Annotated in this window: 22 protein-coding genes and 1 tRNA gene; 20 read left to right on the top strand and 3 right to left on the bottom strand. The window is 64.2% G+C overall.

The annotated features are described in order from the left end of the window. Nucleotides 1-7 precede the first annotated feature (7 nt). From E9536_RS24570 to E9536_RS24560, 3 genes are all read right to left on the bottom strand, one after another. Nucleotides 8-1,558, bottom strand: a complete 1,551-nt coding sequence (locus E9536_RS24570; RefSeq protein ID WP_124545850.1) for a SulP family inorganic anion transporter — start codon at nt 1,556-1,558, stop codon at nt 8-10. 35 nt (nt 1,559-1,593) lie between these two features. Continuing rightward, nucleotides 1,594-2,235, bottom strand: a complete 642-nt coding sequence (locus tag E9536_RS24565) for a carbonic anhydrase (RefSeq protein ID WP_060357710.1) — start codon at nt 2,233-2,235, stop codon at nt 1,594-1,596. Nucleotides 2,236-2,617: 382 nt separating this feature from the next. Continuing rightward, nucleotides 2,618-3,130, bottom strand: a complete 513-nt coding sequence (locus E9536_RS24560) for a hypothetical protein (RefSeq protein WP_027786864.1) — start codon at nt 3,128-3,130, stop codon at nt 2,618-2,620. Nucleotides 3,131-3,299: 169 nt separating this feature from the next. On the opposite strand from E9536_RS24560, the gene E9536_RS24555 reads away from it, so the two are divergent. The 20 genes from E9536_RS24555 to E9536_RS24455 all read left to right on the top strand — a co-directional run bounded on the left by E9536_RS24555 (nt 3,300) and on the right by E9536_RS24455 (nt 23,662). After that, entirely contained in the window at nt 3,300-4,559 is a 1,260-nt protein-coding gene (locus E9536_RS24555; protein WP_060207749.1) for a branched-chain amino acid ABC transporter substrate-binding protein, read from the top strand. A gap of 118 nt (nt 4,560-4,677) precedes the next feature. Next, nucleotides 4,678-4,947 (top strand): 30S ribosomal protein S15, encoded by a 270-nt coding sequence (gene rpsO, locus E9536_RS24550; RefSeq protein WP_006398792.1) that lies wholly within the window; start codon nt 4,678-4,680, stop codon nt 4,945-4,947. 290 nt (nt 4,948-5,237) lie between these two features. After that, on the top strand, nt 5,238-7,385 hold the full coding sequence (gene pnp, locus E9536_RS24540; protein WP_136471027.1) for a polyribonucleotide nucleotidyltransferase: 2,148 nt from the start codon (nt 5,238-5,240) through the stop codon (nt 7,383-7,385). A gap of 152 nt (nt 7,386-7,537) precedes the next feature. Beyond that, entirely contained in the window at nt 7,538-8,557 is a 1,020-nt protein-coding gene (locus tag E9536_RS24535) for an NAD(P)H-quinone oxidoreductase (protein WP_136471025.1), read from the top strand. Nucleotides 8,558-8,698: 141 nt separating this feature from the next. After that, nucleotides 8,699-9,454: a triose-phosphate isomerase gene (gene tpiA / locus E9536_RS24530; protein WP_021162811.1), complete on the top strand. Its 756-nt coding sequence runs from the start codon at nt 8,699-8,701 to the stop codon at nt 9,452-9,454. A gap of 72 nt (nt 9,455-9,526) precedes the next feature. Next, on the top strand, nt 9,527-9,907 hold the full coding sequence (gene secG / locus E9536_RS24525; RefSeq protein WP_027786867.1) for a preprotein translocase subunit SecG: 381 nt from the start codon (nt 9,527-9,529) through the stop codon (nt 9,905-9,907). A 112-nt stretch (nt 9,908-10,019) separates the two neighbouring features. Further along, nucleotides 10,020-10,104, top strand: a tRNA-Leu gene (locus tag E9536_RS24520). A gap of 153 nt (nt 10,105-10,257) precedes the next feature. Then, on the top strand, nt 10,258-10,617 hold the full coding sequence (locus tag E9536_RS24515) for an NADH-quinone oxidoreductase subunit A (RefSeq protein WP_006398798.1): 360 nt from the start codon (nt 10,258-10,260) through the stop codon (nt 10,615-10,617). 62 nt (nt 10,618-10,679) lie between these two features. After that, nucleotides 10,680-11,159 carry an NADH-quinone oxidoreductase subunit B gene (locus tag E9536_RS24510; protein WP_006398799.1) on the top strand — a complete coding sequence of 160 codons (480 nt, stop codon included), beginning with the start codon at nt 10,680-10,682 and terminating at the stop codon, nt 11,157-11,159. Nucleotides 11,160-11,180: 21 nt separating this feature from the next. Further along, complete coding sequence (locus E9536_RS24505) at nt 11,181-11,783, top strand: NADH-quinone oxidoreductase subunit C (protein WP_006478264.1); 603 nt, start codon at nt 11,181-11,183, stop codon at nt 11,781-11,783. A gap of 9 nt (nt 11,784-11,792) precedes the next feature. After that, nucleotides 11,793-13,046 (top strand): NADH-quinone oxidoreductase subunit D, encoded by a 1,254-nt coding sequence (locus E9536_RS24500; RefSeq protein WP_006478265.1) that lies wholly within the window; start codon nt 11,793-11,795, stop codon nt 13,044-13,046. A 185-nt stretch (nt 13,047-13,231) separates the two neighbouring features. Continuing rightward, nucleotides 13,232-13,717, top strand: coding sequence for an NADH-quinone oxidoreductase subunit NuoE (gene nuoE / locus E9536_RS24495; protein ID WP_006756903.1), 486 nt, complete (start codon nt 13,232-13,234; stop codon nt 13,715-13,717). Continuing rightward, nucleotides 13,714-15,024, top strand: coding sequence for an NADH-quinone oxidoreductase subunit NuoF (nuoF, locus tag E9536_RS24490; protein ID WP_006478267.1), 1,311 nt, complete (start codon nt 13,714-13,716; stop codon nt 15,022-15,024). The genes nuoE and nuoF overlap by 4 nt, the downstream gene beginning before the upstream one ends. An 82-nt stretch (nt 15,025-15,106) precedes the next feature. Further along, nucleotides 15,107-17,437 (top strand): NADH-quinone oxidoreductase subunit NuoG, encoded by a 2,331-nt coding sequence (gene nuoG, locus E9536_RS24485; RefSeq protein WP_060086025.1) that lies wholly within the window; start codon nt 15,107-15,109, stop codon nt 17,435-17,437. Beyond that, nucleotides 17,438-18,505, top strand: coding sequence for an NADH-quinone oxidoreductase subunit NuoH (nuoH, locus tag E9536_RS24480; RefSeq protein ID WP_027786869.1), 1,068 nt, complete (start codon nt 17,438-17,440; stop codon nt 18,503-18,505). A gap of 10 nt (nt 18,506-18,515) precedes the next feature. Next, nucleotides 18,516-19,004: an NADH-quinone oxidoreductase subunit NuoI gene (gene nuoI, locus E9536_RS24475; protein ID WP_009691265.1), complete on the top strand. Its 489-nt coding sequence runs from the start codon at nt 18,516-18,518 to the stop codon at nt 19,002-19,004. Between the two features lie 103 nt (nt 19,005-19,107). Then, complete coding sequence (locus E9536_RS24470; protein WP_021162815.1) at nt 19,108-19,758, top strand: NADH-quinone oxidoreductase subunit J; 651 nt, start codon at nt 19,108-19,110, stop codon at nt 19,756-19,758. Between the two features lie 18 nt (nt 19,759-19,776). After that, nucleotides 19,777-20,082 carry an NADH-quinone oxidoreductase subunit NuoK gene (gene nuoK / locus E9536_RS24465; RefSeq protein WP_006478272.1) on the top strand — a complete coding sequence of 102 codons (306 nt, stop codon included), beginning with the start codon at nt 19,777-19,779 and terminating at the stop codon, nt 20,080-20,082. 17 nt (nt 20,083-20,099) lie between these two features. Continuing rightward, entirely contained in the window at nt 20,100-22,154 is a 2,055-nt protein-coding gene (gene nuoL, locus E9536_RS24460; RefSeq protein WP_021162816.1) for an NADH-quinone oxidoreductase subunit L, read from the top strand. 17 nt (nt 22,155-22,171) lie between these two features. Then, the gene (locus tag E9536_RS24455; RefSeq protein ID WP_021162817.1) at nt 22,172-23,662 is read left to right on the top strand and encodes an NADH-quinone oxidoreductase subunit M; all 1,491 of its coding nucleotides are present in this window, start codon (nt 22,172-22,174) and stop codon (nt 23,660-23,662) included. The last annotated feature ends 32 nt before the right edge of the window (nt 23,663-23,694 follow it).

The following is a 23,694-nucleotide window of genomic DNA, read 5'->3' as shown; positions in this document are numbered from 1 at the left end:
GCGCCGCTCATTCGGCGGCCGGCGCACGGAACAACCAGCGGCGCGCGGCCGTGCGCGGCACCGGGCTGCGGCGCCGGAACTCGACGGTGATGCCGCGTCGCGGCGCATCGGCGACGAACGCGTCGAGCAGTTCGAGCACGTCGTGATCGATGTAATCGGCGCGTGTCGCGTCGATGATCACCGCGGCCCGGTCGGGGATGTGCCGCAGGTGATGCTTGACCTGAACCTTGCCGAGAAACGACACGTCCTTGCGGAACGACAGCAGGAAGTGGTCGTCGTGCTGCGCGAGCGTGACGGGGCTCTTCAGGTTCGCGACGGCGACGGCCAGCACGCTGCACGCGAGGCCGAGCGCGATGCCGAACAGCAGGTCGACCGCGAGCACGCCGGCGATCGTCGCGGCGAACGGCACGAAGGCGGCCGGCCCCTGTTTCATCACCGAGCGGAACAGCGCCGGTTTCGCAAGCTTGAAGCCGGTATGGATCAGGATCGCGGCCAGGCTCGCGAGCGGGATCAGGTTGATCAGGCCGGTGAGCGCGAATACGCTCGCGAGCAGCAGCATCCCGTGCACGATCGCCGACATCCGGCTTTGCGCGCCCGCGTTGACGTTCACCGAACTGCGCACGATCACCGACGTGATCGGCAGCCCGCCGACCGCGCCCGCGACGAGATTGCCGACGCCCTGGGCCTTGAGTTCGCGATCGGGCTGGGTCGGCCGGCGCTTCGGGTCGATCTGCTCGACGGCTTCGAGGCTCAGCAGCGTCTCGAGGCTCGCGACGACCGCGAGCGTGATCGCGACGCGCCACACGTCCGGATTGACGAGCTGCGCGAAGTTCGGGCCGAGCTCCGCATGCTTGAGCGACGCCGCAAAGGCCGCGAACGAGCCGAGTTCGGGCAGCGTCACGCGATGGGCGGCGCCCGGCGCGACCGACGGTGCGACGATGCTCAGCACGAGCGTGGCGCCGATACCCAGCACGACGACCGCAAGCGGAGCCGGCACCGAGCGCACCAGTGCGAAGCGGCGTAGCGCGGACGTGTCCCACGCGATCAGCAGCGCGAGCGACGCAAGCGCGATGGCCGTGGCGGCCCACGCGACCGGCAGGCCGGGCCAGTTCGCAAACGATTGCGCAGCCGAGCCGCCGATACCGAACGCGAACGGAATCTGTTTCACGATCAGCAGCAGGCCGATCGCGGCGAGCATGCCCTTGATGACGGGTGACGGTACGTAGGCGGCGAAGCGGCCGGCGCGCAGCATGCCGAACCCGAACTGCAGGACGCCGGACAGCAGCACCGCGAGCAGGAATGCGGAGAAGCTGCCGAGTTGTGCGATGCCTTCGACGACGATCACGACGAGGCCGGCGGCCGGCCCGCTGACGGACAGCGACGAGCCGCTCAGCAGCGCGACGACGATGCCGCCGACGATGCCGGATACGAGCCCGGCAAACGGCTCGACGCCGGATGCATTGGCGATGCCGAGACACAGCGGCAGCGCGACGAGGAACACGACGACGCCGGCGACGATGTCGCGCGGCAGGGTGGACAGGCGCTGGTTCAGTTTCATGGTCGGGATGATTTCATTGGCTTTGTGGGGGCAGGTCAGCCGAGCGCGCAGGCCGCGACGGCCTGCACGGGTTCGACGTCGGCGGGCGGGGTGGTGTAGCCGGAATCGAGTTCCTTCAGGCGGCCGTCCGCGAGAGAAAAGATCCAGCCGTGCACGAGCGGTGGCCGTTCGCGGCCCCGCACGATCGGGGATGCGCGCAGCAGCCGCACCTGTTCGAGCACGTTGAGCTCGGCGAGGCGGTCGGCGGCGGCCGTATCGTCGAGCCCGTTCAGCGTGTCACGATGGCGTCGCGCGAGCGCGCACAGCGGCGCGATGCGGCGTGCGACGTGCGGCAGGTCGGACGGCGGCGGCAGCAGCGATGCGCGTACGCCGCCGCACCCGTAGTGCCCGCACACGATCACGTGGTCGACCTGCAGCACGCGCACCGCGTACTCGAGCACGCTGGCGGAATTGTCGTCGTCGGGATGGAACAGGTTCGCGATGTTGCGATGGACGAACAGCTCGCCGGGCGCGCAGTGCGTGATGGTTTCGGCCGGCACGCGGCTGTCGGCGCAGCCGATCCACAGCACGCGCGGGTTCTGGCCGCGCGCGAGCGCGTCGAAGAAACCGGGCGTGTGTTCACGCGTTTCGCGGGCCCAGGCGATGTTGGCAACCAGCATGCTCTTGGGGCGATTCATGAGGACTCCTTTGAGATAAAGGCAATCGAATATCGGCAAAAATGACGAAATGGCATTCTTTCTAAATTGAAAGGTTGAGTTTCGACTGATATTAGGGGTATGCCCTAGCGCTTCGGGGGTGTTGAAACAAATTGTTTCAAATTGGTTTGGCGTAGTGCATTGCATGCACCAACTCACCGCATGATATGCACTGCGCGTGCCTGTTTTCAGGCAAAGGCCCGTATGACGGGGATGTCAGCGAATTGCCATCGGCATGTCATCGATCGGAAAAGATTTCCGTCGCATTCGCCGAATTAATAAGCCGGCGGAAAAAAGGAAATGGCCATTCACGCAATGATTCGTGAATGGCCATCGAGATAATTGCGCGTAAATGCGTAATCGGTCAGAACAGGTTGCGGCGGTCGGGGTCGTGCAACGGGTCGGGTGTTTTCTGCGTGATGCGCAGGATGCCCTGCGGGTCGAAGTAGAAGCTGTACATCATGTACCAGACGTTGTCCTCGAGATACCGGTACGTCCATACCTCGCGCTTCATCAGCGGGAAGTAGGACGTCTCGACGGGGCGTCCGAAGTTGACGAGGACGTCGGTCTTCGTCCACTTGCCGATCTCCGCACGATAGAACTCGCTCGGCTGCAGGACTTGGCGCACATTGACGATCTTGTGGGCCGCATCGACGTCGGCCGCGACGGTGATCTCGCCCATCGGCTGGGTTGGCCACATCAGGCGCTTGCCGCCGCCGGGCAGGTCGTAGATCTCGCGCGGCGGGCCCATGCGTGCGACGATCGCCGACTCGTCCTGGCCGGCCTGGTATTGCTGCCACGGTTGTGCGCAACCGGTCAGCAGCGCGGCGGCGCTGGCGAGCAGCACCGGCAGGCGCGCGGAAATGCGAATGCGCATGGGGATTCTCCAGAACACGGAAACAAGTCCCGTTTTATCACGGACGGCAAGCGATCGCGCATCGCGCGCAAAAAATCGGTGCGGATCGCCGGTACGGTCACGCTTGCGGGCGGCGGGGGCGCCGGCCTATGATCCGCGCTTCTCGGGCTGATTGAAGGGCAGGTGGCCGATGCAGGGGTGGAAGCGGTGCGCGCTCGCGTTGAGCGCGGGGTGGATGCTGGTGTCGTCCGCATTTGCCGGCGGCGAGCCGGTGCGGATCGCGCTGATCGAAGGGATGTCGGGCCCGTTCGCGAACGCGGGCGCGGCGGTCGAGCGCAACCTGCGCTTCGGCGTCGAGCAGGTGAACGCGGCGGGCGGCGTGAAGCTGCGCGACGGCACGCACCCGCTCGAACTCGTCGTGCTCGACAGCAAGGGCAGCCCCGAGGAGGCGCTCGTGCAGCTGCGCGCGGCCGCGGATCGCCACATCGGCTTCGTCACGCAGGGCAACAGCTCGGCCGTCGCGGCCGCGCTCGTCGCGGCGCTCGACAAGCTGAACGCGCGCGATCCGGACAACCGGATGCTGTTCCTCAACTATTCGGCCGACGATCCGGCGCTGACCGGCGCGCGCTGCAGTTTCTGGCATTTCCGCTTCGATGCGCACGCCGGCATGCGGATGGCCGCACTCGCGGACGTGATGGCACGCGACCGCGCGCTGCGCAAGGTCTACCTGCTGAACCAGGACTACAGTTTCGGCCACGACGTCAGCACGCTCGCACGGCAGGCGCTGGCCGCGCGGCGCCCGGACGTGACGATCGCCGGCGACGAGTTCCACCCGATCGGCCGGATCAAGGATTTCTCGCCGTATATCGCGAAGATCCGCGCGAGCGGCGCCGACGCCGTTGTGACCGGCAACTGGGGCAACGACCTCACGCTGCTCGTGAAGGCGGCGCGGGAGCAAGGGCTGAATGCGAAGTTCTACACGTTCTACGGCAACAGCCTCGGCGCGCCGGCAGCCCTCGGCGACGCCGGTGTCGGGCGGGTCGTCGCCGTGGCGGACTGGCACCCGAACGCAGGCGGTGCGAAATCGGACGCGTTCTACCGGGCGTTCCGGAACCGTTTTCCAGCCGCCCAGGACGACTATCCGGTGCGGCGGATGAGCCTGATGATCGAGATGCTGGCCGCCGCGATGAACCGTGCGGGTTCGGCCGACCCTGTCGCGGTCGCGCGTGCGCTCGAGGGTCTGTCGTTCGACGACGGCTTCCATGCGTCGCGGATGCGCGCGCAGGACCATCAGTTGATCCAGCCCCTTTACGTGATGGAGATGGACAAGGCCGGCACGCCGGGCGTGCGCTTCGACAACGAGGGGTCGGGCTATGGCTTCCGGACGGTGCTCGCGGTGCCGGCGCAGCGTACCGAGATGCCGTCCGCCTGCTCGATGACACGCCCGTGACAGGGGGCGGTAAGAACGGCGTGGAGTTGTGCTACAATGCCCGCCGGTTGTAAGTCACGGCACGGCCATTCTTCCGTGTCCGCCTGTTCAGTTAGAAAGTAGAAACCAAGGAAATCTCATGTCTGTTGCAGATATCAAGAAGTCGGAAGTCGTTGCTCAGTTCGCCCGCGGTACGAACGACACGGGGTCGCCCGAAGTCCAGGTCGCACTGCTGACCGCACGTATCGTCGAACTGACGGGTCACTTCAAGACCCACGCGAAGGATCACCACAGCCGCCGCGGCCTGCTGCGCATGGTGAGCCGCCGCCGCAAGCTGCTCGACTACCTCAAGGGCAAGGATGCCGACCGTTACCGCGCACTGATCGAGAAGCTGGGTCTGCGTAAGTAATCGAGGCGATTGCCGCCAGCAAGATGCCTGTGTCAGTCCGCTGATACAGGCATTTTGTTTTTGCGCGTTGCGTAGCGTCACACGCATCGCAGGCTGTCCGGCACGACCGTGCGGGGCCGCCGCAACGACTGATACCGGGGCAGGATTTGTGTCATTCCAGCGCGTCGCTGCACGAGTGCCGCGCTGGAATGGCATAAAAAACACACCTTGCTCCGGGTGATTCGGTCGGGACGCCGCCGCGCGGGATGGCCGGCGCGGCGAATGAAATGCATGAATTCAAAGGAGCAACCATGTCCATGTTCAACAAGGTCGTGAAGGAATTCCAGTGGGGCCAGCACAAGGTGCGCCTCGAAACCGGTGAAGTCGCTCGCCAGGCAAGCGGCGCCGTGATCGTCGACGTCGAAGACACCGTCGTGCTGGCAACCGTCGTCGGCGCGAAGTCGGCGAAGCCGGGTCAGGACTTCTTCCCGCTGACCGTCGATTACCTCGAGAAGACCTACTCGGCCGGCAAGATCCCGGGTGGCTTCTTCCGTCGCGAAGGTCGTCCGTCGGAGCACGAGACGCTGACGTCGCGCCTGATCGACCGTCCGCTGCGCCCGCTGTTCCCGGAAGGCTTCTACAACGAAGTCCAGGTCGTGATCCACGTGCTGTCCGTGAACCCGGAAATCCCGGCGGACATCCCCGCGCTGATCGGCGCATCGGCTGCGCTCGCCGTGTCGGGCCTGCCGTTCAACGGCCCGGTCGGTGCTGCGCGCGTTGCCTACATCGACAACGCCTACGTGCTGAACCCGACGCGTGACCAGATCAAGGCATCGAGCCTCGACCTCGTCGTCGCGGGTACGGAGCGTGCGGTGCTGATGGTCGAATCGGAAGCCGACCAGCTGTCGGAAGACGTGATGCTGGGCGCCGTGGTGTTCGGCCACGAGCAGATGCAAGTCGCGATCGACGCGATCCACGAACTGGTGCGCGAAGGCGGCAAGCCCGAGTGGGACTGGCAGCCGGCGCCGAAGAACGAGGCGCTGATCGCACGCGTGACCGAGCTGGCACAGAACGACCTGCTCGCCGCTTACCAGCTGCGCGACAAGCAAGCGCGTTCGGCGAAGCTGAAGGAAGTTTACGCAGCGACCTCGGCGAAGCTCGAGGAAGACGCACTGGCAGCCGGTGCGGCGGCGGCCGACAAGGCCACCGTCGGCAACGTGCTGTTCGACATCGAAGCGAAGATCGTCCGTTCGCAGATCCTGAACGGCGAGCCGCGTATCGACGGCCGCGACACGCGCACCGTGCGCCCGATCGAGATCCGTACCGGCGTGCTGCCGCGTACCCACGGCTCCGCGCTGTTCACGCGCGGCGAAACGCAGGCGCTGGTCGTCGCGACGCTCGGCACGAAGGGTGACGAGCAGATCATCGACGCGCTCGAAGGCGAATACCGCGAGCGCTTCATGCTCCACTACAACATGCCCCCGTTCGCGACCGGCGAAACGGGCCGCGTCGGCTCGCCGAAGCGTCGCGAAATCGGCCACGGCCGCCTCGCGAAGCGCGCGCTGGTCAAGTGCCTGCCGAGCGCCGACGAATTCGGCTACTCGATCCGCGTCGTGTCGGAAATCACCGAATCGAACGGTTCGTCGTCGATGGCATCGGTGTGCGGCGGCTGCCTCGCGCTGATGGACGCCGGCGTGCCGATGAAGGCGCACGTCGCGGGTATCGCGATGGGCCTGATCCTCGAAGGCAACAAGTTCGCGGTGCTGACCGACATCCTCGGCGACGAAGATCACCTCGGCGACATGGACTTCAAGGTGGCCGGCACGGAGCAAGGCGTGACGGCGCTGCAGATGGACATCAAGATCCAGGGCATCACGAAGGAAATCATGCAGGTCGCGCTCGCGCAGGCGAAGGAAGGCCGCATGCACATCCTCGGCAAGATGACGTCGGCGGTTTCGGGTGCGAACACGCAACTGTCGGAATTCGCGCCGCGCATGATCACGATCAAGATCAACCCGGAAAAGATCCGCGACGTGATCGGCAAGGGCGGTTCGGTGATCCGCGCGCTGACGGAAGAAACGGGCACGACCATCGACATCTCGGACGACGGCGTCGTGACGATCGCGAGCACGAACAGCGACGGCATGGCCGAAGCGAAGAAGCGCATCGAGCAAATCACGGCCGAGATCGAAGTCGGCCAGGTGTACGAAGGCACGGTTCTGAAGCTGCTCGATTTCGGCGCGATCGTGAACCTGCTGCCGGGCAAGGATGGCCTGCTGCACATCTCGGAAATCGTCAACGAGCGTGTGAAGGACATCAACGACTACCTGAAGGAAGGCCAGCAAGTGAAGGTCAAGGTCATCCAGACGGACGAAAAGGGTCGCGTGCGCCTGTCGGCGAAGGCGCTGCTGAATGAAGCAGCGGCAGCGGCGCAGTCGGATACGCCGCCGCAGCAGTAAGCGGGCAGGCAGACGAACGGCCGGCAGTGCGAAAGCGTGCCGGCCGTTTTTTCTGTAGCATCGTTGTGCGGCGCAGCAGCGCCGGCAACGCGTCCGTGCCGCGTGCGGGCGCACCATCCGATTCCGATCCTGATCCCGGAGCGACCATCACCATGAAAGCCATCGAAATCACCGAATTCGGCGCCCCCGACGTGCTGAAGCTCGCGGAGCGCCCGCGCCCCGAACCGAGGCGCGGCGAAGTGCTGATCAAGGTGGCGGCTTCCGGCGTGAACCGGCCCGACGTGTTTCAGCGCAAGGGCGCGTATGCGCCGCCGCCGGGCGCATCGGATCTGCCGGGCCTCGAGGTCGCGGGTGAGATTGTCGGCGGCGACCTGTCCGACGCGGCGCTGAACCCGTTCGGCCTGAAGCTGGGCGATCGCGTGTGTGCGCTGCTCGCGGGCGGCGGTTATGCCGAGTATGCGGTCGCGCCGCTGCTGCAATGCCTGCCGGTACCCGACGGGCTTACGGATATCGAGGCCGCGTCGCTGCCCGAAACGTTCTTCACCGTATGGAGCAACGTGTTCGACCGTGCGCAGCTCGGCGCGGGCGAGGGCGGCGAGCAGGAGACGCTGCTCGTGCAGGGCGGCTCGAGCGGCATCGGCGTGACGGCGATCCAGATCGCGCATGCGCTCGGCTTTCGCGTGTTCGCGACGGCCGGTACCGCCGACAAGTGCCGCGCGTGCGAGGCGCTCGGCGCCGAACGGGCGATCAACTACAAGACGGAAGACTTCGTCGAGGTCGTGAAGTCGCTGACGCACGATCGCGGCGTCGACGTGATCCTCGACATGGTGGCGGGCTCGTACGTGCCGCGCGAACTGTCCGCGCTCGCGGATGGCGGCCGTCTCGTGCTGATCGCGCTGCTCGGCGGCGCGAAGGCCGACATCAACCTCGGCGAGATCCTGCGTCGCCGGCTGACGATCACGGGTTCGACGCTGCGCCCGCGTCCGGTCGAGTTCAAGGCGCAGATCGCCGCGCAACTGAAGGCGCGCGTGTGGCCGCTGATTGCCGATGGCCGTATCAAGCCGGTGATCTATCGTGTATTGCCGGCCGCGGATGCCGCGCAGGCGCATGCGCTGATGGAAAGCAGCGAGCACACCGGCAAGATCGTCCTGGATTGGGGGTCGAACGCCTGACGGCCCGTATGGCCGGGCTTGACATGCGCGGTTTGACCGGTTCAAGCCGTGCGCAGTAAAATCGCGGGTTTGCTTCGCCAGATCAAACCTGACGGCCGGTTTCCGGCACGTTAATGACCAAGCGGTGACGAGACAGACACGATGTCGAAACAGAGAACTAAGCGTGTGATCGGCAACTGGAAGATGCACGGCCGGCTGGCCGGCAACCAGGCGTTGCTGAACGAAGTGGTGCAGGGTGCGGGCGCGGTGGCGGCCGAAACATCGGTCGGCGTGTGCGTGCCGTTCCCGTATCTCGCGCAGGTTCAGGCGCAGCTCGACGGCGGCCGTGTGGCCTGGGGTGCGCAGGATGTGTCGGCGCACGAACAGGGCGCGTTCACCGGCGAAGTGGCGGCCGCGATGGTCGCGGAGTTCGGCGCACGCTATGCGATCGTCGGTCATTCGGAGCGTCGCGCGTATCACGGCGAGCGCAACGAGACGGTCGCGGCGAAGACGCAGCGCGCGCTCGCGGCGGGGCTCACGCCGGTCGTGTGCGTTGGCGAGACGCTCGACGAGCGCGAGTCGGGTGCGACCGAGCAGGTGGTCGGTGCGCAGCTCGACGCAGTGCTGGCCGTGCTGACGGCCGACGAGGCTGCGCGCATCGTCGTCGCGTACGAGCCGGTCTGGGCGATCGGCACGGGCAAGAGCGCGACGTCGGCGCAGGCACAGGACGTGCATGCGTTCCTGCGTGGGCGTCTCGCGGCAAAGGGTGCGGCGGACGTGTCCGTGTTGTACGGCGGCAGCGTGAAGCCGGACAACGCGGAAGAGCTGTTCGCGCAGCCGGACATCGACGGTGGCCTGATCGGCGGCGCGTCGCTGAAGGCAGAAGATTTCCTGGCGATCTGCCGGGCCGCGCGATAAGCGGTCCGGGATCGAATTGAACCATGAGGGCGGCCGGTCGTTCCGGTCGCCCGATCCAATCGGGTGGGTGTGATGCTGTTATTCAAGACGCTGATTATTGTGGTGCAGGTGCTGTCTGCACTCGGTGTGATTGGTCTCGTGCTGCTGCAGCACGGCAAGGGTGCCGACATGGGTGCTGCGTTCGGCAGCGGCGCGTCGGGCAGCCTGTTCGGTGCCACGGGGTCGGCAAACTTCCTGTCGCGTACGACGGGCATTCTCGCGACGATCTTCTTCGTCGCGACGCTGGCGCTGACGTATCTCGGTTCGTACAAGTCGACGCCGTCGGCCGGTGTGCTCGGCACGGCAGCGACCGCGCCGGCATCGGCACCTGCAGCATCGGCGCCGGTAGTCGCGGCATCCGCCGCCGTTGCGGGTTCGGCTGCGAGCGCGCCGGGTCAGGATGTCCCGAAATAAAAAGTTAAAATTTTTGCGATTGTGCGTTGAACAATTCCGGGACTCAGGTTAGAATTTAATTCTTGAAGCGATTCGCGGGAAACAAGTAGTTACAACCCCGGTTGCATGCAGTGCCGACGTGGTGAAATTGGTAGACACGCTATCTTGAGGGGGTAGTGGCGAAAGCTGTGCGAGTTCGAGTCTCGCCGTCGGCACCAAAGTTACTCAATGCCAGCCGCTTCTAGTGGCTGGCATTTTTCATTTCTGGGGTGTGCTTGCGGTTGTCTTGCGATCGCGTGCACTCCGAAATGATTCCTTCCGCCGGAAGTGGTATTCTCCGGACGCTCAGAACCAACCGATAGAGGATTGCCTTGAACCTCGCAGCCTATTACCCCGTCTTGTTGTTCCTCCTCGTGGGCACTGGTTTAGGTATAGCGCTGGTCAGCATCGGCAAGCTCCTTGGTCCCAACAAGCCGGACGTCGAGAAGAACGCACCGTACGAGTGCGGCTTCGAAGCCTTTGAAGACGCCCGGATGAAATTCGACGTCCGGTACTACCTCGTCGCCATCCTGTTCATCATCTTCGATCTCGAAACCGCATTCCTGTTTCCGTGGGGCGTCGCGCTCCGGGATATCGGCTGGCCGGGTTTCATCGCAATGATGATTTTTCTGCTCGAATTCCTGCTGGGCTTTGCCTATATCTGGAAGAAAGGCGGCCTCGACTGGGAGTGATGGGTTAATCGCCGGTTTGCATGGGCGGCCACGCTCGGTCGCTCGTCTGGAGTGGAAAGCAAATGAGTATCGAAGGGGTCTTGAAGGAAGGGTTTGTCACCACGACGGCTGACAAGCTGATCAACTGGACGCGTACCGGCTCGCTGTGGCCGATGACGTTCGGGCTCGCGTGTTGCGCCGTCGAAATGATGCATGCGGGCGCGGCCCGTTACGACCTGGACCGGTTCGGCGTCGTGTTCCGCCCGAGCCCGCGCCAGTCGGACGTGATGATCGTCGCTGGCACGCTCTGCAACAAGATGGCGCCCGCGCTGCGCCGCGTGTACGACCAGATGGCCGAGCCGCGCTGGGTGATCTCGATGGGATCGTGCGCGAACGGCGGTGGCTACTACCACTACTCGTACTCGGTGGTTCGCGGCTGCGACCGGATCGTACCGGTCGACGTCTACGTGCCGGGCTGTCCGCCCACGGCCGAGGCGCTGGTCTACGGCGTGATCCAGCTTCAGGCGAAGATCCGCCGCACCAATACCATCGCCCGTCAATAAAGCCCCGAGCGTCCCCTCAATATGGCAAGCAAAATCGAGACCCTCAAGGCAAACCTCGAAGCCGCGCTCGGCGCGCGCGTGGTGAGCCTCACCGAAGCGATCGGTGAACTGACGCTCGTCGTGAAGGCGAGCGATTACCTCGAAGTCGCAAAGACGCTGCGCGACGATCCGAAGCTCCGTTTCGAGCAGCTGATCGACCTGTGCGGCGTCGACTACCAGACCTTCGGCGACGGCGCCTACGACGGCCCGCGTTTCGCGGCCGTGTCGCATCTGCTGTCGGTCACGAACAACTGGCGTCTGCGCCTGCGCGCATTCGCGCCGGACGACGACCTGCCGATCGTGGCATCGCTGGTCGACATCTGGACTTCCGCGAACTGGTACGAGCGCGAAGCGTTCGACCTGTACGGCATCGTGTTCGAAGGCCACCCCGACCTGCGTCGCATCCTCACCGACTACGGCTTCATCGGCCACCCGTTCCGCAAGGACTTCCCGGTGTCGGGCTACGTCGAAATGCGTTACGACCCGGAAGAGAAGCGGGTCGTGTACCAGCCGGTGACGATCGAGCCGCGCGAAATCACGCCGCGCGTGATCCGCGAGGATCGCTATGGCGGTCTGAAACATTAAGGGGGCGTCATGGCAGAAATCAAGAACTACACGCTCAACTTCGGCCCGCAGCACCCGGCAGCGCACGGCGTGCTGCGCCTCGTGCTCGAGCTCGACGGCGAAGTCATTCAGCGTGCCGATCCGCACATCGGCCTGCTGCACCGCGCGACGGAAAAGCTCGCGGAATCCAAAACTTTCATCCAGTCCGTGCCGTACATGGACCGTCTCGACTACGTGTCGATGATGGTCAACGAGCACGGCTACGTGCTCGCGATCGAAAAGCTGCTCGGCATCGAAGTGCCTGAGCGCGCCCAGTACATCCGCGTGCTGTTCGACGAGATCACGCGCGTGCTGAACCACCTGATGTGGATCGGCGCGCACGCACTCGACGTCGGCGCGATGGCGGTGTTCCTGTACGCATTCCGCGAACGCGAAGACCTGATGGACGTGTACGAAGCGGTGTCCGGTGCCCGGATGCACGCGGCGTACTACCGTCCGGGCGGCGTCTACCGCGACCTGCCTGACGCAATGCCGCAATACAAGGCGTCGAAGATTCGCAACGAAAAGGCGCTCGCGAAGATGAACGAAGCGCGCAGCGGCTCGGTGCTCGACTTCATCGACGACTTCTTCACGCGCTTTCCGAAGTGCGTCGACGAATACGAAACGCTGCTCACCGACAACCGGATCTGGAAGCAGCGTCTGGTCGGGATCGGCGTGGTCAGCCCGGAACGTGCGCTGCAGATGGGCCTGACGGGCCCGATGCTGCGCGGCTCGGGCATCGCCTGGGACCTGCGCAAGAAGCAGCCGTACGAAGTGTACGATCGCATGGATTTCGACGTGCCGGTCGGCGTGAATGGCGATTGCTACGACCGCTACCTGGTTCGCGTCGAAGAAATGCGCCAGTCGATCCGTATCGCGAAACAGTGTATTGAGTGGCTCCGCAAGAATCCGGGCCCGGTGATGACCGACAATCACAAGGTTGCACCGCCGTCGCGCGTCGGCATGAAGACCAACATGGAAGACTTGATTCACCACTTCAAGCTCTTCACCGAAGGTTTCCATGTGCCGGAAGGCGAAGCGTACGCGGCGGTCGAGCATCCGAAGGGTGAGTTCGGCATCTACCTCGTGTCGGACGGCGCCAACAAGCCGTATCGCCTCAAGATTCGCGCACCGGGTTTCGCGCACCTGGCGTCGCTCGACGAAATGGCGCGCGGTCACATGATCGCCGACGCCGTCACGATCATCGGTACGCAGGACATCGTGTTCGGCGAAATCGATCGTTAATGGTTGCGCCGCCCGTTTGTCGCGGGCGGCGAGCGGTAAGTCACACGCGAAGTCACATGCTGCATGCGCTGAACCGGCGCGGCTTCGCAAGCTGTCAACAGAGTGAGCGCCAGGTCTGCCGTCCATGCACCCCAGTGTGCGGCAGGTTGTTCGTTCGGTAGGAATTGAAAGAGTCGTGTCTGAAAATGATCTCAGCTGAAGGCCTGAAGGAAATCGATCGAGCGTTGACGAAGTATCCCGCCGATCAGAAACAGTCCGCCGTGATGTCGGCGTTGGCCGTTGCTCAGGAAGAGCACGGCTGGCTGTCGCCCGAACTGATGCAGTTCGTTGCGGACTATCTCGGCATGCCGGCCGTTGCCGTGCAGGAAGTCGCGACGTTCTACACGATGTACGAGCTCAACCCGGTCGGCAAGCACAAGATCACGCTCTGCACGAACCTGCCGTGCCAGCTTGGCCCGCACGGCGGCGCGGAAGCGACTGCCGACTACCTGAAACAGAAGCTGGGCATCGGCTTCGGCGAAACCACGCCTGACGGCAAGTTCACGCTGAAGGAAGGCGAATGCATGGGCTCGTGCGGCGATGCGCCGGTGCTGCTGGTGAACAATCACAGAATGTGCAGCTTCATGAGCCGCGAGAAGATCGACCAGCTGCTTGAGGAGCTCTCGAAATGACGTCCCTCCACGACCGTCACATCAAACCGCTGATCCTCGCTGGTCTGAACGGCGAGAACTGGCATCTCGAAGATTACGTCGCGCGCGGCGGCTACAAGCAGCTGCGCCGCATTCTCGAAGAAAAGATTCCGCCCGAGCAGGTGATCGCCGACGTCAAGGCGTCGGGCCTGCGCGGCCGCGGCGGTGCGGGTTTTCCGACCGGCCTGAAGTGGAGCTTCATGCCGCGCCAGTTCCCGGGGCAGAAGTACCTCGTCTGCAACTCGGACGAAGGCGAGCCGGGTACGTTCAAGGATCGCGACATCCTGCGCTGGAACCCGCACGCGCTGATCGAAGGCATGGCCATCGGCGCGTACGCGATGGGCATCACCGTCGGCTACAACTACATTCACGGCGAAATCTTCGAAGTGTATCGACGCTTCGAGGCCGCGCTCGATGAAGCGCGTGCAGCGGGTTTCCTCGGCGACAACATCATGGGCTCGGAATTCTCGTTCCAGCTGCACGCGCACCACGGTTACGGCGCGTACATCTGCGGCGAGGAAACGGCGCTGCTCGAATCGCTCGAAGGCAAGAAGGGCCAGCCGCGCTTCAAGCCGCCGTTCCCGGCGAGCTTCGGCGTGTACGGCAAGCCGACCACGATCAACAACACCGAGACGTTCGCCGCGGTGCCGTTCCTGCTGTCCATCGGGCCGCAGAATTACCTCGAGATCGGCAAGCCGAACAACGGCGGCACGAAGATTTTCTCGGTGTCGGGCGACGTCGAGCGTCCGGGCAACTACGAAGTGCCGCTCGGCACGCCGTTCGCGACGCTGATGGAGCTCGCCGGCGGGATGCGCGGCGGCAAGAAGATCAAGGCCGTGATTCCGGGCGGGTCGTCGGCACCGGTGATCCCGGGCGACATCATGATGCAGACGGATCTCGACTACGATTCGATCGCGAAGGCGGGCTCGATGCTCGGTTCCGGCGCGGTGATCGTGATGGACGAGACGCGCTGCATGGTGCGCTCGCTGCTGCGCCTGTCGTACTTCTACTACGAGGAATCGTGCGGCCAGTGCACGCCGTGTCGTGAAGGCACCGGCTGGCTGTATCGCGTCGTGAACCGTATCGAGCACGGCGAAGGGCGCCAGGAAGATCTGGATCTGCTGAACTCGGTGGCCGAGAACATCATGGGCCGCACGATCTGTGCGCTCGGCGATGCGGCGGCGATGCCGGTACGCGGGATGCTCAAGCACTACTGGGACGAATTCGCGTACCACGTCGAGCACAAGCACTGCATGGTCGGCGGCCACGCGCACGCGGCGGCGGCCTGAAGCGAACCCGGTTGCGGAATTTGAGCGCACGGTCGGGCGAAGGCGCGAACGGGCGGAAATAGGTTAAGGACCATTCACCATCATGGTTGAACTTGAAATAGACGGCAAGAAGGTCGAGGTGCCCGAAGGCAGCATGGTGATCCAGGCTGCGCACAAGGCGGATACGTACATTCCTCACTTCTGCTATCACAAGAAACTGTCGGTTGCGGCCAACTGCCGGATGTGTCTCGTCGAAGTCGAGAAGATGCCGAAGGCCGTGCCTGCCTGTGCGACTCCCGTGTCGGCCGGCATGATCGTCCATACGCAATCCGACAAGGCCGTGAAGGCGCAGCAGTCGGTGATGGAATTCCTCCTCATCAACCACCCGCTCGACTGCCCGATCTGCGATCAGGGCGGCGAATGCCAGCTGCAGGATCTGGCGGTCGGCTACGGCAAGTCGTCGTCGCGCTACTCGGAAGAAAAGCGCGTGGTGTTCCACAAGAACGTGGGCCCGCTGATCTCGATGGAAGAGATGTCGCGCTGCATCCACTGCACGCGCTGCGTCCGCTTCGGCCAGGAAATCGCCGGCGTGATGGAGTTCGGCATGCTGGGCCGCGGCGAGCACTCGGAAATCACGACGTTCGTCGGCAAGACGGTCGATTCCGAAATGTCGGGCAACATGATCGACCTGTGCCCGGTCGGCGCGCTGACCAGCAAGCCGTTCCGCTACAGCGCCCGTACGTGGGAACTGTCGCGCCGCAAGTCGGTGAGCCCGCACGATTCCGTCGGCGCGAACCTTGTCGTGCAGGTGAAGAACAACCGCGTGATGCGCGTGCTGCCGTTCGAGAACGAAGCGATCAACGAATGCTGGATCTCGGACAAGGACCGCTTCTCGTATGAAGGCCTCAACAGCGAAGAGCGCCTGACGAAGCCGATGCTGAAGCAGGGCGGCCAGTGGATCGAAACCGACTGGCAGACCGCGCTCGAATACGTCGCGAAGGGCCTGAAGGGCATCGCCGCGGATCACGGCGCGAACGCGCTGGCGATGCTCGCGAGCGCGCACAGCACCGCCGAAGAGCTGTTCCTCGTGAAGCAGCTCGCCAACGAACTGAAGACGCCGAACGTCGATTTCCGTCTGCGTCAGCAGGATTTCTCGGCGCCGGTCCAGGGCGCACCGTGGCTCGGCATGCCGATCGCCGACCTGTCGAACGTGGATGCCGCGTTCGTCGTCGGTTCGTTCCTGCGCCGCGACCACCCGCTGTTTGCCGCCCGCCTGCGTCAGGCCGCGAAGAACGGCGCGAAGCTGCACTTCCTGCACGCGACCGGTGACGATGCACTGATCCCGACCGCGCAGCGCATCGTTGCCGCGCCGTCGGCATGGCTCGACCAGCTGGCCGGCATCGCTGCCGCGGTCGCGCAACTGCGCGGCGTCGCGCTGCCCGACGCGCTGGCAGGCGTCACCGCATCGCCGGCCGCGCAGGCTGTCGCCCAGTCGCTCGCGAACGGCGAACGCCGTGCGGTGCTGCTCGGCAACGTCGCGGTCCGCCATCCGGAATTCGCGAAGCTGCACGCCGTCGCCAAGTGGATCGCCGACAACACCGGCGCCACGTTCGGCTTCCTGACGGAAGCGGCGAACACGGTCGGCGCGCACGTCGTCGGCGCACTGCCGGGCGAAGGCGGCCTGAACGCACGTGAAGCGTTCGCGCAGCCGCGCAAGGGCTACATGCTGCTGAACGTCGAGCCGGAATTCGACACCGCTGATCCGGCACAGGCACTGGCCGCGCTGAACCAGGCGGAAATGGTCGTCGTGATGTCGCCGTTCAAGCACGGCCTCGACTACGCCGACGTGCTGCTGCCGGTCGCGCCGTTCACGGAAACGGCCGGCACGTACGTGAATGCGGAAGGCACCGTGCAGAGCTTCAACGGCGTCGTGCGCCCGCTCGGCGACACGCGTCCGGGCTGGAAGGTGCTGCGCGTGCTCGGCAGCCTGCTCGGCCTGCCGAACTTCGAATACGAGACCGCGGAAGAAGTGCGTCTCGCTGCGCTCGGCGACGCCGGCGTCGCGGGCCGCCTGTCGAACCAGACGTCGGTCGCGCCGGTGCGCGCCGCCGCGAATGCCGCGAACGGCGGCTTCGAGCGCCTGGCCGATGTGCCGATCTATCACGCCGACGCGCTCGTGCGCCGCGCAGGTGCGCTGCACCTGACGGCCGCCGCGAAGGCGGCGAATGCCGCAGCCCTGCCGGCCGCGCTGTTCGACAAGCTGGGCTTGAAGGAAGGCGACGCGGTGCGCGTGCGCCAGGGCGAGCGTGCGGTGCAGTTGCCGGCCGTGCGCGACGCGAATCTTGCGGAGACGGTCGTTCGCGTGTCGGCGGCAACGCCTGCCGGCGCAGCGCTCGGCAGCCTGTCCGGTGAACTGGTGGTGGAGAAGGCGTAAATGAGCTTGTTCGATACGATCAACGCGGGCGGGTCCCAGCTTCTCGGCTTCGCATGGCCGACGGTGTGGGCAGTCGTGCGCATCCTCGTCGTCTCCGTCGTCATCCTGCTGTGCGTCGCGTACCTGATTCTGTGGGAACGCAAGCTGATCGGCTGGATGCACGTGCGTCTCGGCCCGAACCGCGTCGGCCCCGGCGGCCTGCTGCAGCCGATCGCCGACGTGCTGAAGCTGCTGCTGAAGGAAGTCATTCAGCCGAGCGCCGCCAGCCGCTGGCTGTACCTGATCGCGCCGGTGATGACCGTCGTGCCGGCGTTCGCCGTGTGGGCAGTGATCCCGTTCCAGGCCGAAGCGGTCCTCGCGAACGTGAACGCGGGCCTGCTGTACGCGATGGCGATCTCGTCGATCGGCGTGTACGCGGTGATTCTCGCGGGCTGGGCATCGAACTCGAAGTACGCGTTCCTCGGCGCGATGCGCGCCGCGGCACAGATGGTGTCGTACGAAATCTCGATGGGCTTCGCGCTGGTGCTGGTGCTGATGACGGCCGGCAGCCTGAACCTGTCGGAAATCGTGGGTTCGCAACAGCACGGTTTCTTCGCCGGCCACGGCGTGAACTTCCTGTCGTGGAACTGGCTGCCGCTGCTGCCGGCGTTCGTCGTCTACTTCATTTCGGGCATCGCCGAAACGAACCGCCACCCGTTCGACGTGGTGGAAGGGGAGTCGGAAATCGTTGCCGGTCACATGATCGATTACTCGGGCATGGCGTTCGCGCTGTTCTTCCTCGCCGAGTACATCAACATGATCGTGATCTCGGCGCTGGCTGCGACGCTGTTCCTCGGTGGCTGGGACGCACCGTTCGAATTCCTGTCGTTCATCCCGGGCATCTTCTGGCTGGTGCTGAAGGTCTTCGCACTGCTGTCGGTGTTCATCTGGGTCCGCGCGACGTTCCCGCGCTACCGTTACGACCAGATCATGCGTCTGGGCTGGAAGGTGTTCCTGCCCGTCACGGTGATCTGGGTGGTCGTGGTCGGCTGCTGGATGATGTCGCCGCTGAACATCTGGGTGAAGTAAGGACGAAATCATGACGGCTATCCAACACTTCTTTAAGACCTTCTTCCTGACCGAGCTGCTGAAGGGGCTCGCGCTGACCGGTCGTTACACGTTCAAGCGCAAGTTCACCGTGCAGTTCCCGGAAGAGAAGACCCCGATTTCGCCGCGCTTCCGCGGGCTGCATGCGCTGCGCCGCTATGAAAACGGCGAAGAGCGCTGCATCGCGTGCAAGCTCTGCGAGGCCGTGTGCCCCGCGATGGCGATCACGATCGAATCGGAAACGCGCGCGGACAACACGCGCCGCACGACGCGCTACGACATCGACCTGACGAAGTGCATCTTCTGCGGTTTCTGCGAAGAGAGCTGCCCGGTCGATTCGATCGTCGAGACGCAGATTCTCGAGTACCACGGCGAAAAGCGCGGCGACCTGTATTTCACGAAGGAAATGCTGCTCGCGGTGGGCGATCGCTACGAGAAGGACATCGCCGCGGCGAAGGCTGCCGACGCGCCGTATCGTTGATTGTGTTTGCAGTGCCGGCCCGAAGCCTGGGCCGAGCCGCCGCGACGGGTGCGGGCGTCCCGCAAGCCGCGCCTGACTATGGCCTAACGATGAACCGGTAATCATGGAATTCACGACCGTACTGTTCTACATCTTCGCGCTGCTCCTGGTGGTATCAGGGCTGAAGGTGATCACTTCGCGCAACCCGGTGGCGTCTGCGCTTTTCCTTGTGCTGGCGTTCTTCAACGCCGCCGCGATCTGGATGCTGCTGGAAGCGGAGTTCCTCGCGATCCTGCTGGTGCTGGTCTACGTGGGCGCCGTGATGGTGCTGTTCCTGTTCGTCGTGATGATGCTGGACATCAACATCGACTACCTGCGACGCGACTTCAAGCGCTTCGTCCCGATGGCGACCGTGGTCGGCGCGATCATCGTGATCGAAACCGCGCTGATCCTGTGGCGCGGTTACGGCGACACGCAGACGGTGCACGCGATGGCGACGGGCGAGATGGCCAACTGGTCGAACACGCGACTGATCGGCAAGGTGATCTACACCGACTACATCTTCGCGTTTGAAATCGCCGGCCTCGTGCTGCTGGTCGCGATCATCGCCGCGATCGGGCTGACCGAGCGCAAGGGCAAGGACAGCAAGCGCCAGCGCGTGTCGGATCAGGTCAAGGTGCGCCGCAACGACCGTGTGCGCCTCGTGAAGATGGAAGCGGACAAGCCGCAGCCGGAAACGGCGCAGAGCGAAGCCGGTTCGGGCACCAACGGCTAAGCGGAGGAAAGGAAAACCATGCTGACTCTTGCTCATTACCTCGTGCTCGGCGCGATCCTCTTTGCGATCGCGATCGTCGGGATCTTCCTGAACCGCCGCAACGTCATCATCATCCTGATGTCGATCGAACTGATGCTGCTGGCGGTGAATACCAACTTCGTCGCGTTCTCGCACTACCTCGGCGATGTGCACGGCCAGATCTTCGTGTTCTTCGTGCTGACGGTCGCCGCAGCGGAAGCCGCGATCGGCCTCGCGATTCTGGTGACCCTGTTCCGTAAGCTCGACACGATCAATGTCGAGGATCTCGATCAGCTCAAAGGTTAATTTCAGGCAACGCTGTTATGTCAACGACACTCAATGAAAACCTGCTGCTGGCGATTCCGCTCGCTCCGCTGGCCGGCTCGCTGATTGCGGGGCTGTTCGGGAACGCAGTCGGGCGCAAGGGCGCACACCGGATCACGATCCTCGGCGTAATGATCGCGTTCCTCCTGTCGGCGAAAGTCTTCTTCGACGTGATGGGCGGCGCAAGCTTCAACGCGACCGTCTACGAATGGATGAACGTCGGCTCGCTGAAGCTCGAAGTCGGCTTCCTCGTCGATTCGCTGACCGCGATGATGATGGTCGTCGTGACCTTCGTCTCGCTGATGGTGCACGTGTACACGATCGGCTACATGGCGGAAGAAGACGGCTACCAGCGCTTCTTCTCGTACATCTCGCTGTTCACGTTCTCGATGCTGATGCTCGTGATGAGCAACAACTTCCTGCAGCTGTTCTTCGGCTGGGAAGCGGTGGGTCTGGTGTCGTACCTGCTGATCGGCTTCTACTTCACGCGTGAGAGCGCGATCTACGCGAACATGAAGGCGTTCCTCGTGAACCGCGTGGGCGACTTCGGCTTCCTGCTCGGCATCGGCCTGCTGCTCGCATTCGCCGGCTCGATGAACTACGGCGAAGTGTTCGCGAAGCGCGCGGAACTCGCGAGCCTGCACTTCCCGGGCACCGACTGGGGCCTGCTGACCGTGGCCTGTATCTGCCTGTTCATCGGCGCGATGGGTAAGTCGGCACAGTTCCCGCTGCACGTGTGGCTGCCGGACTCGATGGAAGGCCCGACCCCGATCTCGGCGCTGATTCACGCGGCGACGATGGTGACGGCCGGCATCTTCATGGTGTCGCGCATGTCGCCGCTGTTCGAGCTGTCGGACACCGCGCTGTCGTTCGTCACGGTGATCGGCGCGATCACGGCGCTGTTCATGGGCTTCCTCGGGATCATCCAGAACGACATCAAGCGGGTGGTCGCCTATTCGACGCTGTCGCAGCTCGGCTACATGACGGTCGCGCTCGGCGTGTCCGCGTACCCGGTCGCGCTGTTCCACCTGATGACGCACGCGTTCTTCAAGGCGCTGCTGTTCCTCGGCGCCGGCTCGGTCATCATGGGCATGCACCACGACCAGGACATCCGCAACATGGGCGGCCTGCGCAAGTACATGCCGATCACGTGGATCACGTCGCTCATCGGTTCGCTCGCGCTGATCGGTACGCCGTTCTTCTCGGGCTTCTACTCGAAGGACTCGATCATCGACGCGGTGAAGCTTTCGCACCTGCCGGGTTCGGGCTTCGCGTACTTCGCGGTCGTCGCGAGCGTGTTCGTCACGGCGCTGTACTCGTTCCGCATGTATTTCCTGGTGTTCCACGGTGAAGAGCGCTTCCGCAAGCCGAAGCATCCGGAATCGCCGATGGGCATGGCGGCCGCGCACGGCCACGACGACCACGGTCATGGCCATGGTCATGACGACCACGCGCACGAGCCGCACGAGACCCCGTGGGTCGTGTGGGTGCCGCTGGTCCTGCTGGCGATCCCGTCGGTGATCATCGGTGCAATCGCGGTCGGCCCGATGCTGTTCGGCGACTTCTTCCAGCACGGCGTTGCATTCGACAAGGTGATCTTCATCGGTGAAAACCACCCGGCGCTGGCCGAGATGGCCGAGGAGTTCCACGGCTGGGTGGGCATGGGCCTGCACTCGGTGTCGGGTCTGCCGGTCTGGCTCGCGCTCGCCGGTGTCGTTGTCGCCTGGTTCCTGTACCTGAAGCGTCCGGATCTGCCGGCGTCGATCCGCCGCGCGTTCGGCCCGATCTACACGCTGCTGGACAACAAGTACTACATGGACAAGATCAACGAAGTGGTGTTCGCCCGTGGTTCGGTGGCGATCGGCCGCGGCCTGTGGAAGGAAGGTGACGTCGTCGTGATCGACGGCCTCGTCAACGGCAGCGCCCGGTTCATCGGCTGGTTCGCCAGCGTGATCCGCTTCCTCCAATCCGGTTACATCTATCACTACGCGTTCGCCATGATCATCGGCATGCTGGGGCTCCTGACCCTGTTTGTAACGCTCGGCGGCAAATAAGGCGGGGGGACAACTTAATGCACGCTTTTCCGATTCTCAGTACCGCGATCTGGCTGCCGATCGTTTTCGGCCTCCTCGTGCTTGCGGTGGGTAATGACAAAAATCCGGGGACGGCCCGCTGGATCGCGCTGATCGGTTCGCTGCTCGGCCTTGCGGTCACGATCCCGCTGATCACGGGCTTCGATTCGAGCACGGCTGCGCTGCAGTTCGTCGAGAAGTCGACCTGGATCGAGCGCTTCGACATCGCGTATCACCTCGGCGTCGACGGCATCTCGATGTGGTTCGTCGTGCTGACCGCGCTGATTACGGTGATCGTCGTGATCGCCGCATGGGAAGTCATCACCGAGAACGTCGCGCAGTACCTCGCGGCGTTCCTGATCCTGTCCGGGATCATGATCGGCGTCTTCTCGGCGGCCGACGGCCTGCTGTTCTACGTGTTCTTCGAAGCGACCCTGATCCCGATGTACATCATCATCGGCGTGTGGGGCGGCCCGAACCGCGTGTATGCGGCATTCAAGTTCTTCCTGTACACGCTGGCCGGCTCGCTGCTGATGCTGGTCGCGCTGATCTACCTGTACACGGAAACGCATTCGTTCGACCTCGCGACGTGGCAGAACGCCAAGATCGCGATGACGCCGCAGATCCTGCTGTTCATCGCGTTCTTCCTCGCGTTCGCGGTGAAGGTGCCGATGTGGCCGGTGCACACGTGGCTGCCGGACGCGCACGTGGAAGCGCCGACGGGCGGCTCGGTCGTGCTGGCCGCGATCATGCTGAAGCTCGGCGCGTACGGTTTCCTGCGCTTCTCGCTGCCGATCACGCCTGACGCGAGCCACTTCCTGGCCCCCGTCGTGATCACGCTGTCGCTGATCGCGGTGATCTACATCGGCCTCGTCGCGATGGTGCAGGCCGACATGAAGAAGCTGGTCGCGTATTCGTCGATCGCGCACATGGGCTTCGTCACGCTCGGCTTCTTCATCTTCAACCAGCTCGGCGTCGAAGGCGCGATCATCCAGATGATCTCGCACGGCTTCGTGTCGGGCGCGATGTTCCTCTGCATCGGCGTGCTGTACGACCGCGTGCACTCGCGCCAGATCGCCGATTACGGTGGCGTCGTCAACGTGATGCCGAAGTTTGCGGCGTTCGCGATGCTGTTCTCGATGGCCAACTGCGGCCTGCCGGGCACGTCGGGTTTCGTCGGCGAGTTCATGGTGATTCTCGCGGCCGTCCAGTACAACTTCTGGATCGCATTCGGCGCGGCGTTCACGCTGATCCTCGGCGCTGCTTACACGCTGTGGATGTACAAGCGCGTGTATTTCGGCGCGGTGGCGAACGACCACGTTGCCAAGCTGAAGGACATCGGCCGTCGCGAATTCCTGATGCTGGCCGTGCTCGCCGCGTTCACGCTGCTGATGGGCCTGTATCCGAAGCCTTTCACCGACGTGATGCACGTTTCCGTGGAAAACCTCCTCTCCCATGTCGCGCAGTCCAAGCTGCCGCTGGCGCAGTAATCGCGAGCGGAGGAAATCAAGATCATGAACGC

The sequence above is a fragment of the Burkholderia sp. LS-044 genome (assembly GCF_004803625.1).
In the GTDB taxonomy this organism is placed as follows: domain Bacteria; phylum Pseudomonadota; class Gammaproteobacteria; order Burkholderiales; family Burkholderiaceae; genus Burkholderia; species Burkholderia cepacia.
The sequence above is the reverse complement of the archived record's forward strand: the minus strand, read 5'-3'. Positions and strand labels throughout refer to the sequence as shown.

What these genes read in the sequence shown, in the direction of transcription:
- secG (WP_027786867.1), top strand. Translation starts at nt 9,527, where the DNA reads ATGCTGTTATTCAAGACGCTGATTATTGTGGTGCAGGTGCTGTCTGCA.
- E9536_RS24560 (WP_027786864.1), bottom strand. Translation starts at nt 3,130, where the DNA reads ATGCGCATTCGCATTTCCGCGCGCCTGCCGGTGCTGCTCGCCAGCGCC.
- nuoL (WP_021162816.1), top strand. Translation starts at nt 20,100, where the DNA reads ATGTCAACGACACTCAATGAAAACCTGCTGCTGGCGATTCCGCTCGCT.
- E9536_RS24455 (WP_021162817.1), top strand. Translation starts at nt 22,172, where the DNA reads ATGCACGCTTTTCCGATTCTCAGTACCGCGATCTGGCTGCCGATCGTT.
- tpiA (WP_021162811.1), top strand. Translation starts at nt 8,699, where the DNA reads ATGTCGAAACAGAGAACTAAGCGTGTGATCGGCAACTGGAAGATGCAC.
- nuoG (WP_060086025.1), top strand. Translation starts at nt 15,107, where the DNA reads ATGGTTGAACTTGAAATAGACGGCAAGAAGGTCGAGGTGCCCGAAGGC.
- E9536_RS24570 (WP_124545850.1), bottom strand. Translation starts at nt 1,558, where the DNA reads ATGAAACTGAACCAGCGCCTGTCCACCCTGCCGCGCGACATCGTCGCC.
- E9536_RS24470 (WP_021162815.1), top strand. Translation starts at nt 19,108, where the DNA reads ATGGAATTCACGACCGTACTGTTCTACATCTTCGCGCTGCTCCTGGTG.
- E9536_RS24500 (WP_006478265.1), top strand. Translation starts at nt 11,793, where the DNA reads ATGGCAGAAATCAAGAACTACACGCTCAACTTCGGCCCGCAGCACCCG.
- nuoH (WP_027786869.1), top strand. Translation starts at nt 17,438, where the DNA reads ATGAGCTTGTTCGATACGATCAACGCGGGCGGGTCCCAGCTTCTCGGC.
- rpsO (WP_006398792.1), top strand. Translation starts at nt 4,678, where the DNA reads ATGTCTGTTGCAGATATCAAGAAGTCGGAAGTCGTTGCTCAGTTCGCC.
- nuoK (WP_006478272.1), top strand. Translation starts at nt 19,777, where the DNA reads ATGCTGACTCTTGCTCATTACCTCGTGCTCGGCGCGATCCTCTTTGCG.
- E9536_RS24510 (WP_006398799.1), top strand. Translation starts at nt 10,680, where the DNA reads ATGAGTATCGAAGGGGTCTTGAAGGAAGGGTTTGTCACCACGACGGCT.
- pnp (WP_136471027.1), top strand. Translation starts at nt 5,238, where the DNA reads ATGTCCATGTTCAACAAGGTCGTGAAGGAATTCCAGTGGGGCCAGCAC.
- nuoE (WP_006756903.1), top strand. Translation starts at nt 13,232, where the DNA reads ATGATCTCAGCTGAAGGCCTGAAGGAAATCGATCGAGCGTTGACGAAG.
- E9536_RS24565 (WP_060357710.1), bottom strand. Translation starts at nt 2,235, where the DNA reads ATGAATCGCCCCAAGAGCATGCTGGTTGCCAACATCGCCTGGGCCCGC.
- nuoI (WP_009691265.1), top strand. Translation starts at nt 18,516, where the DNA reads ATGACGGCTATCCAACACTTCTTTAAGACCTTCTTCCTGACCGAGCTG.
- E9536_RS24555 (WP_060207749.1), top strand. Translation starts at nt 3,300, where the DNA reads ATGCAGGGGTGGAAGCGGTGCGCGCTCGCGTTGAGCGCGGGGTGGATG.
- E9536_RS24535 (WP_136471025.1), top strand. Translation starts at nt 7,538, where the DNA reads ATGAAAGCCATCGAAATCACCGAATTCGGCGCCCCCGACGTGCTGAAG.
- nuoF (WP_006478267.1), top strand. Translation starts at nt 13,714, where the DNA reads ATGACGTCCCTCCACGACCGTCACATCAAACCGCTGATCCTCGCTGGT.
- E9536_RS24505 (WP_006478264.1), top strand. Translation starts at nt 11,181, where the DNA reads ATGGCAAGCAAAATCGAGACCCTCAAGGCAAACCTCGAAGCCGCGCTC.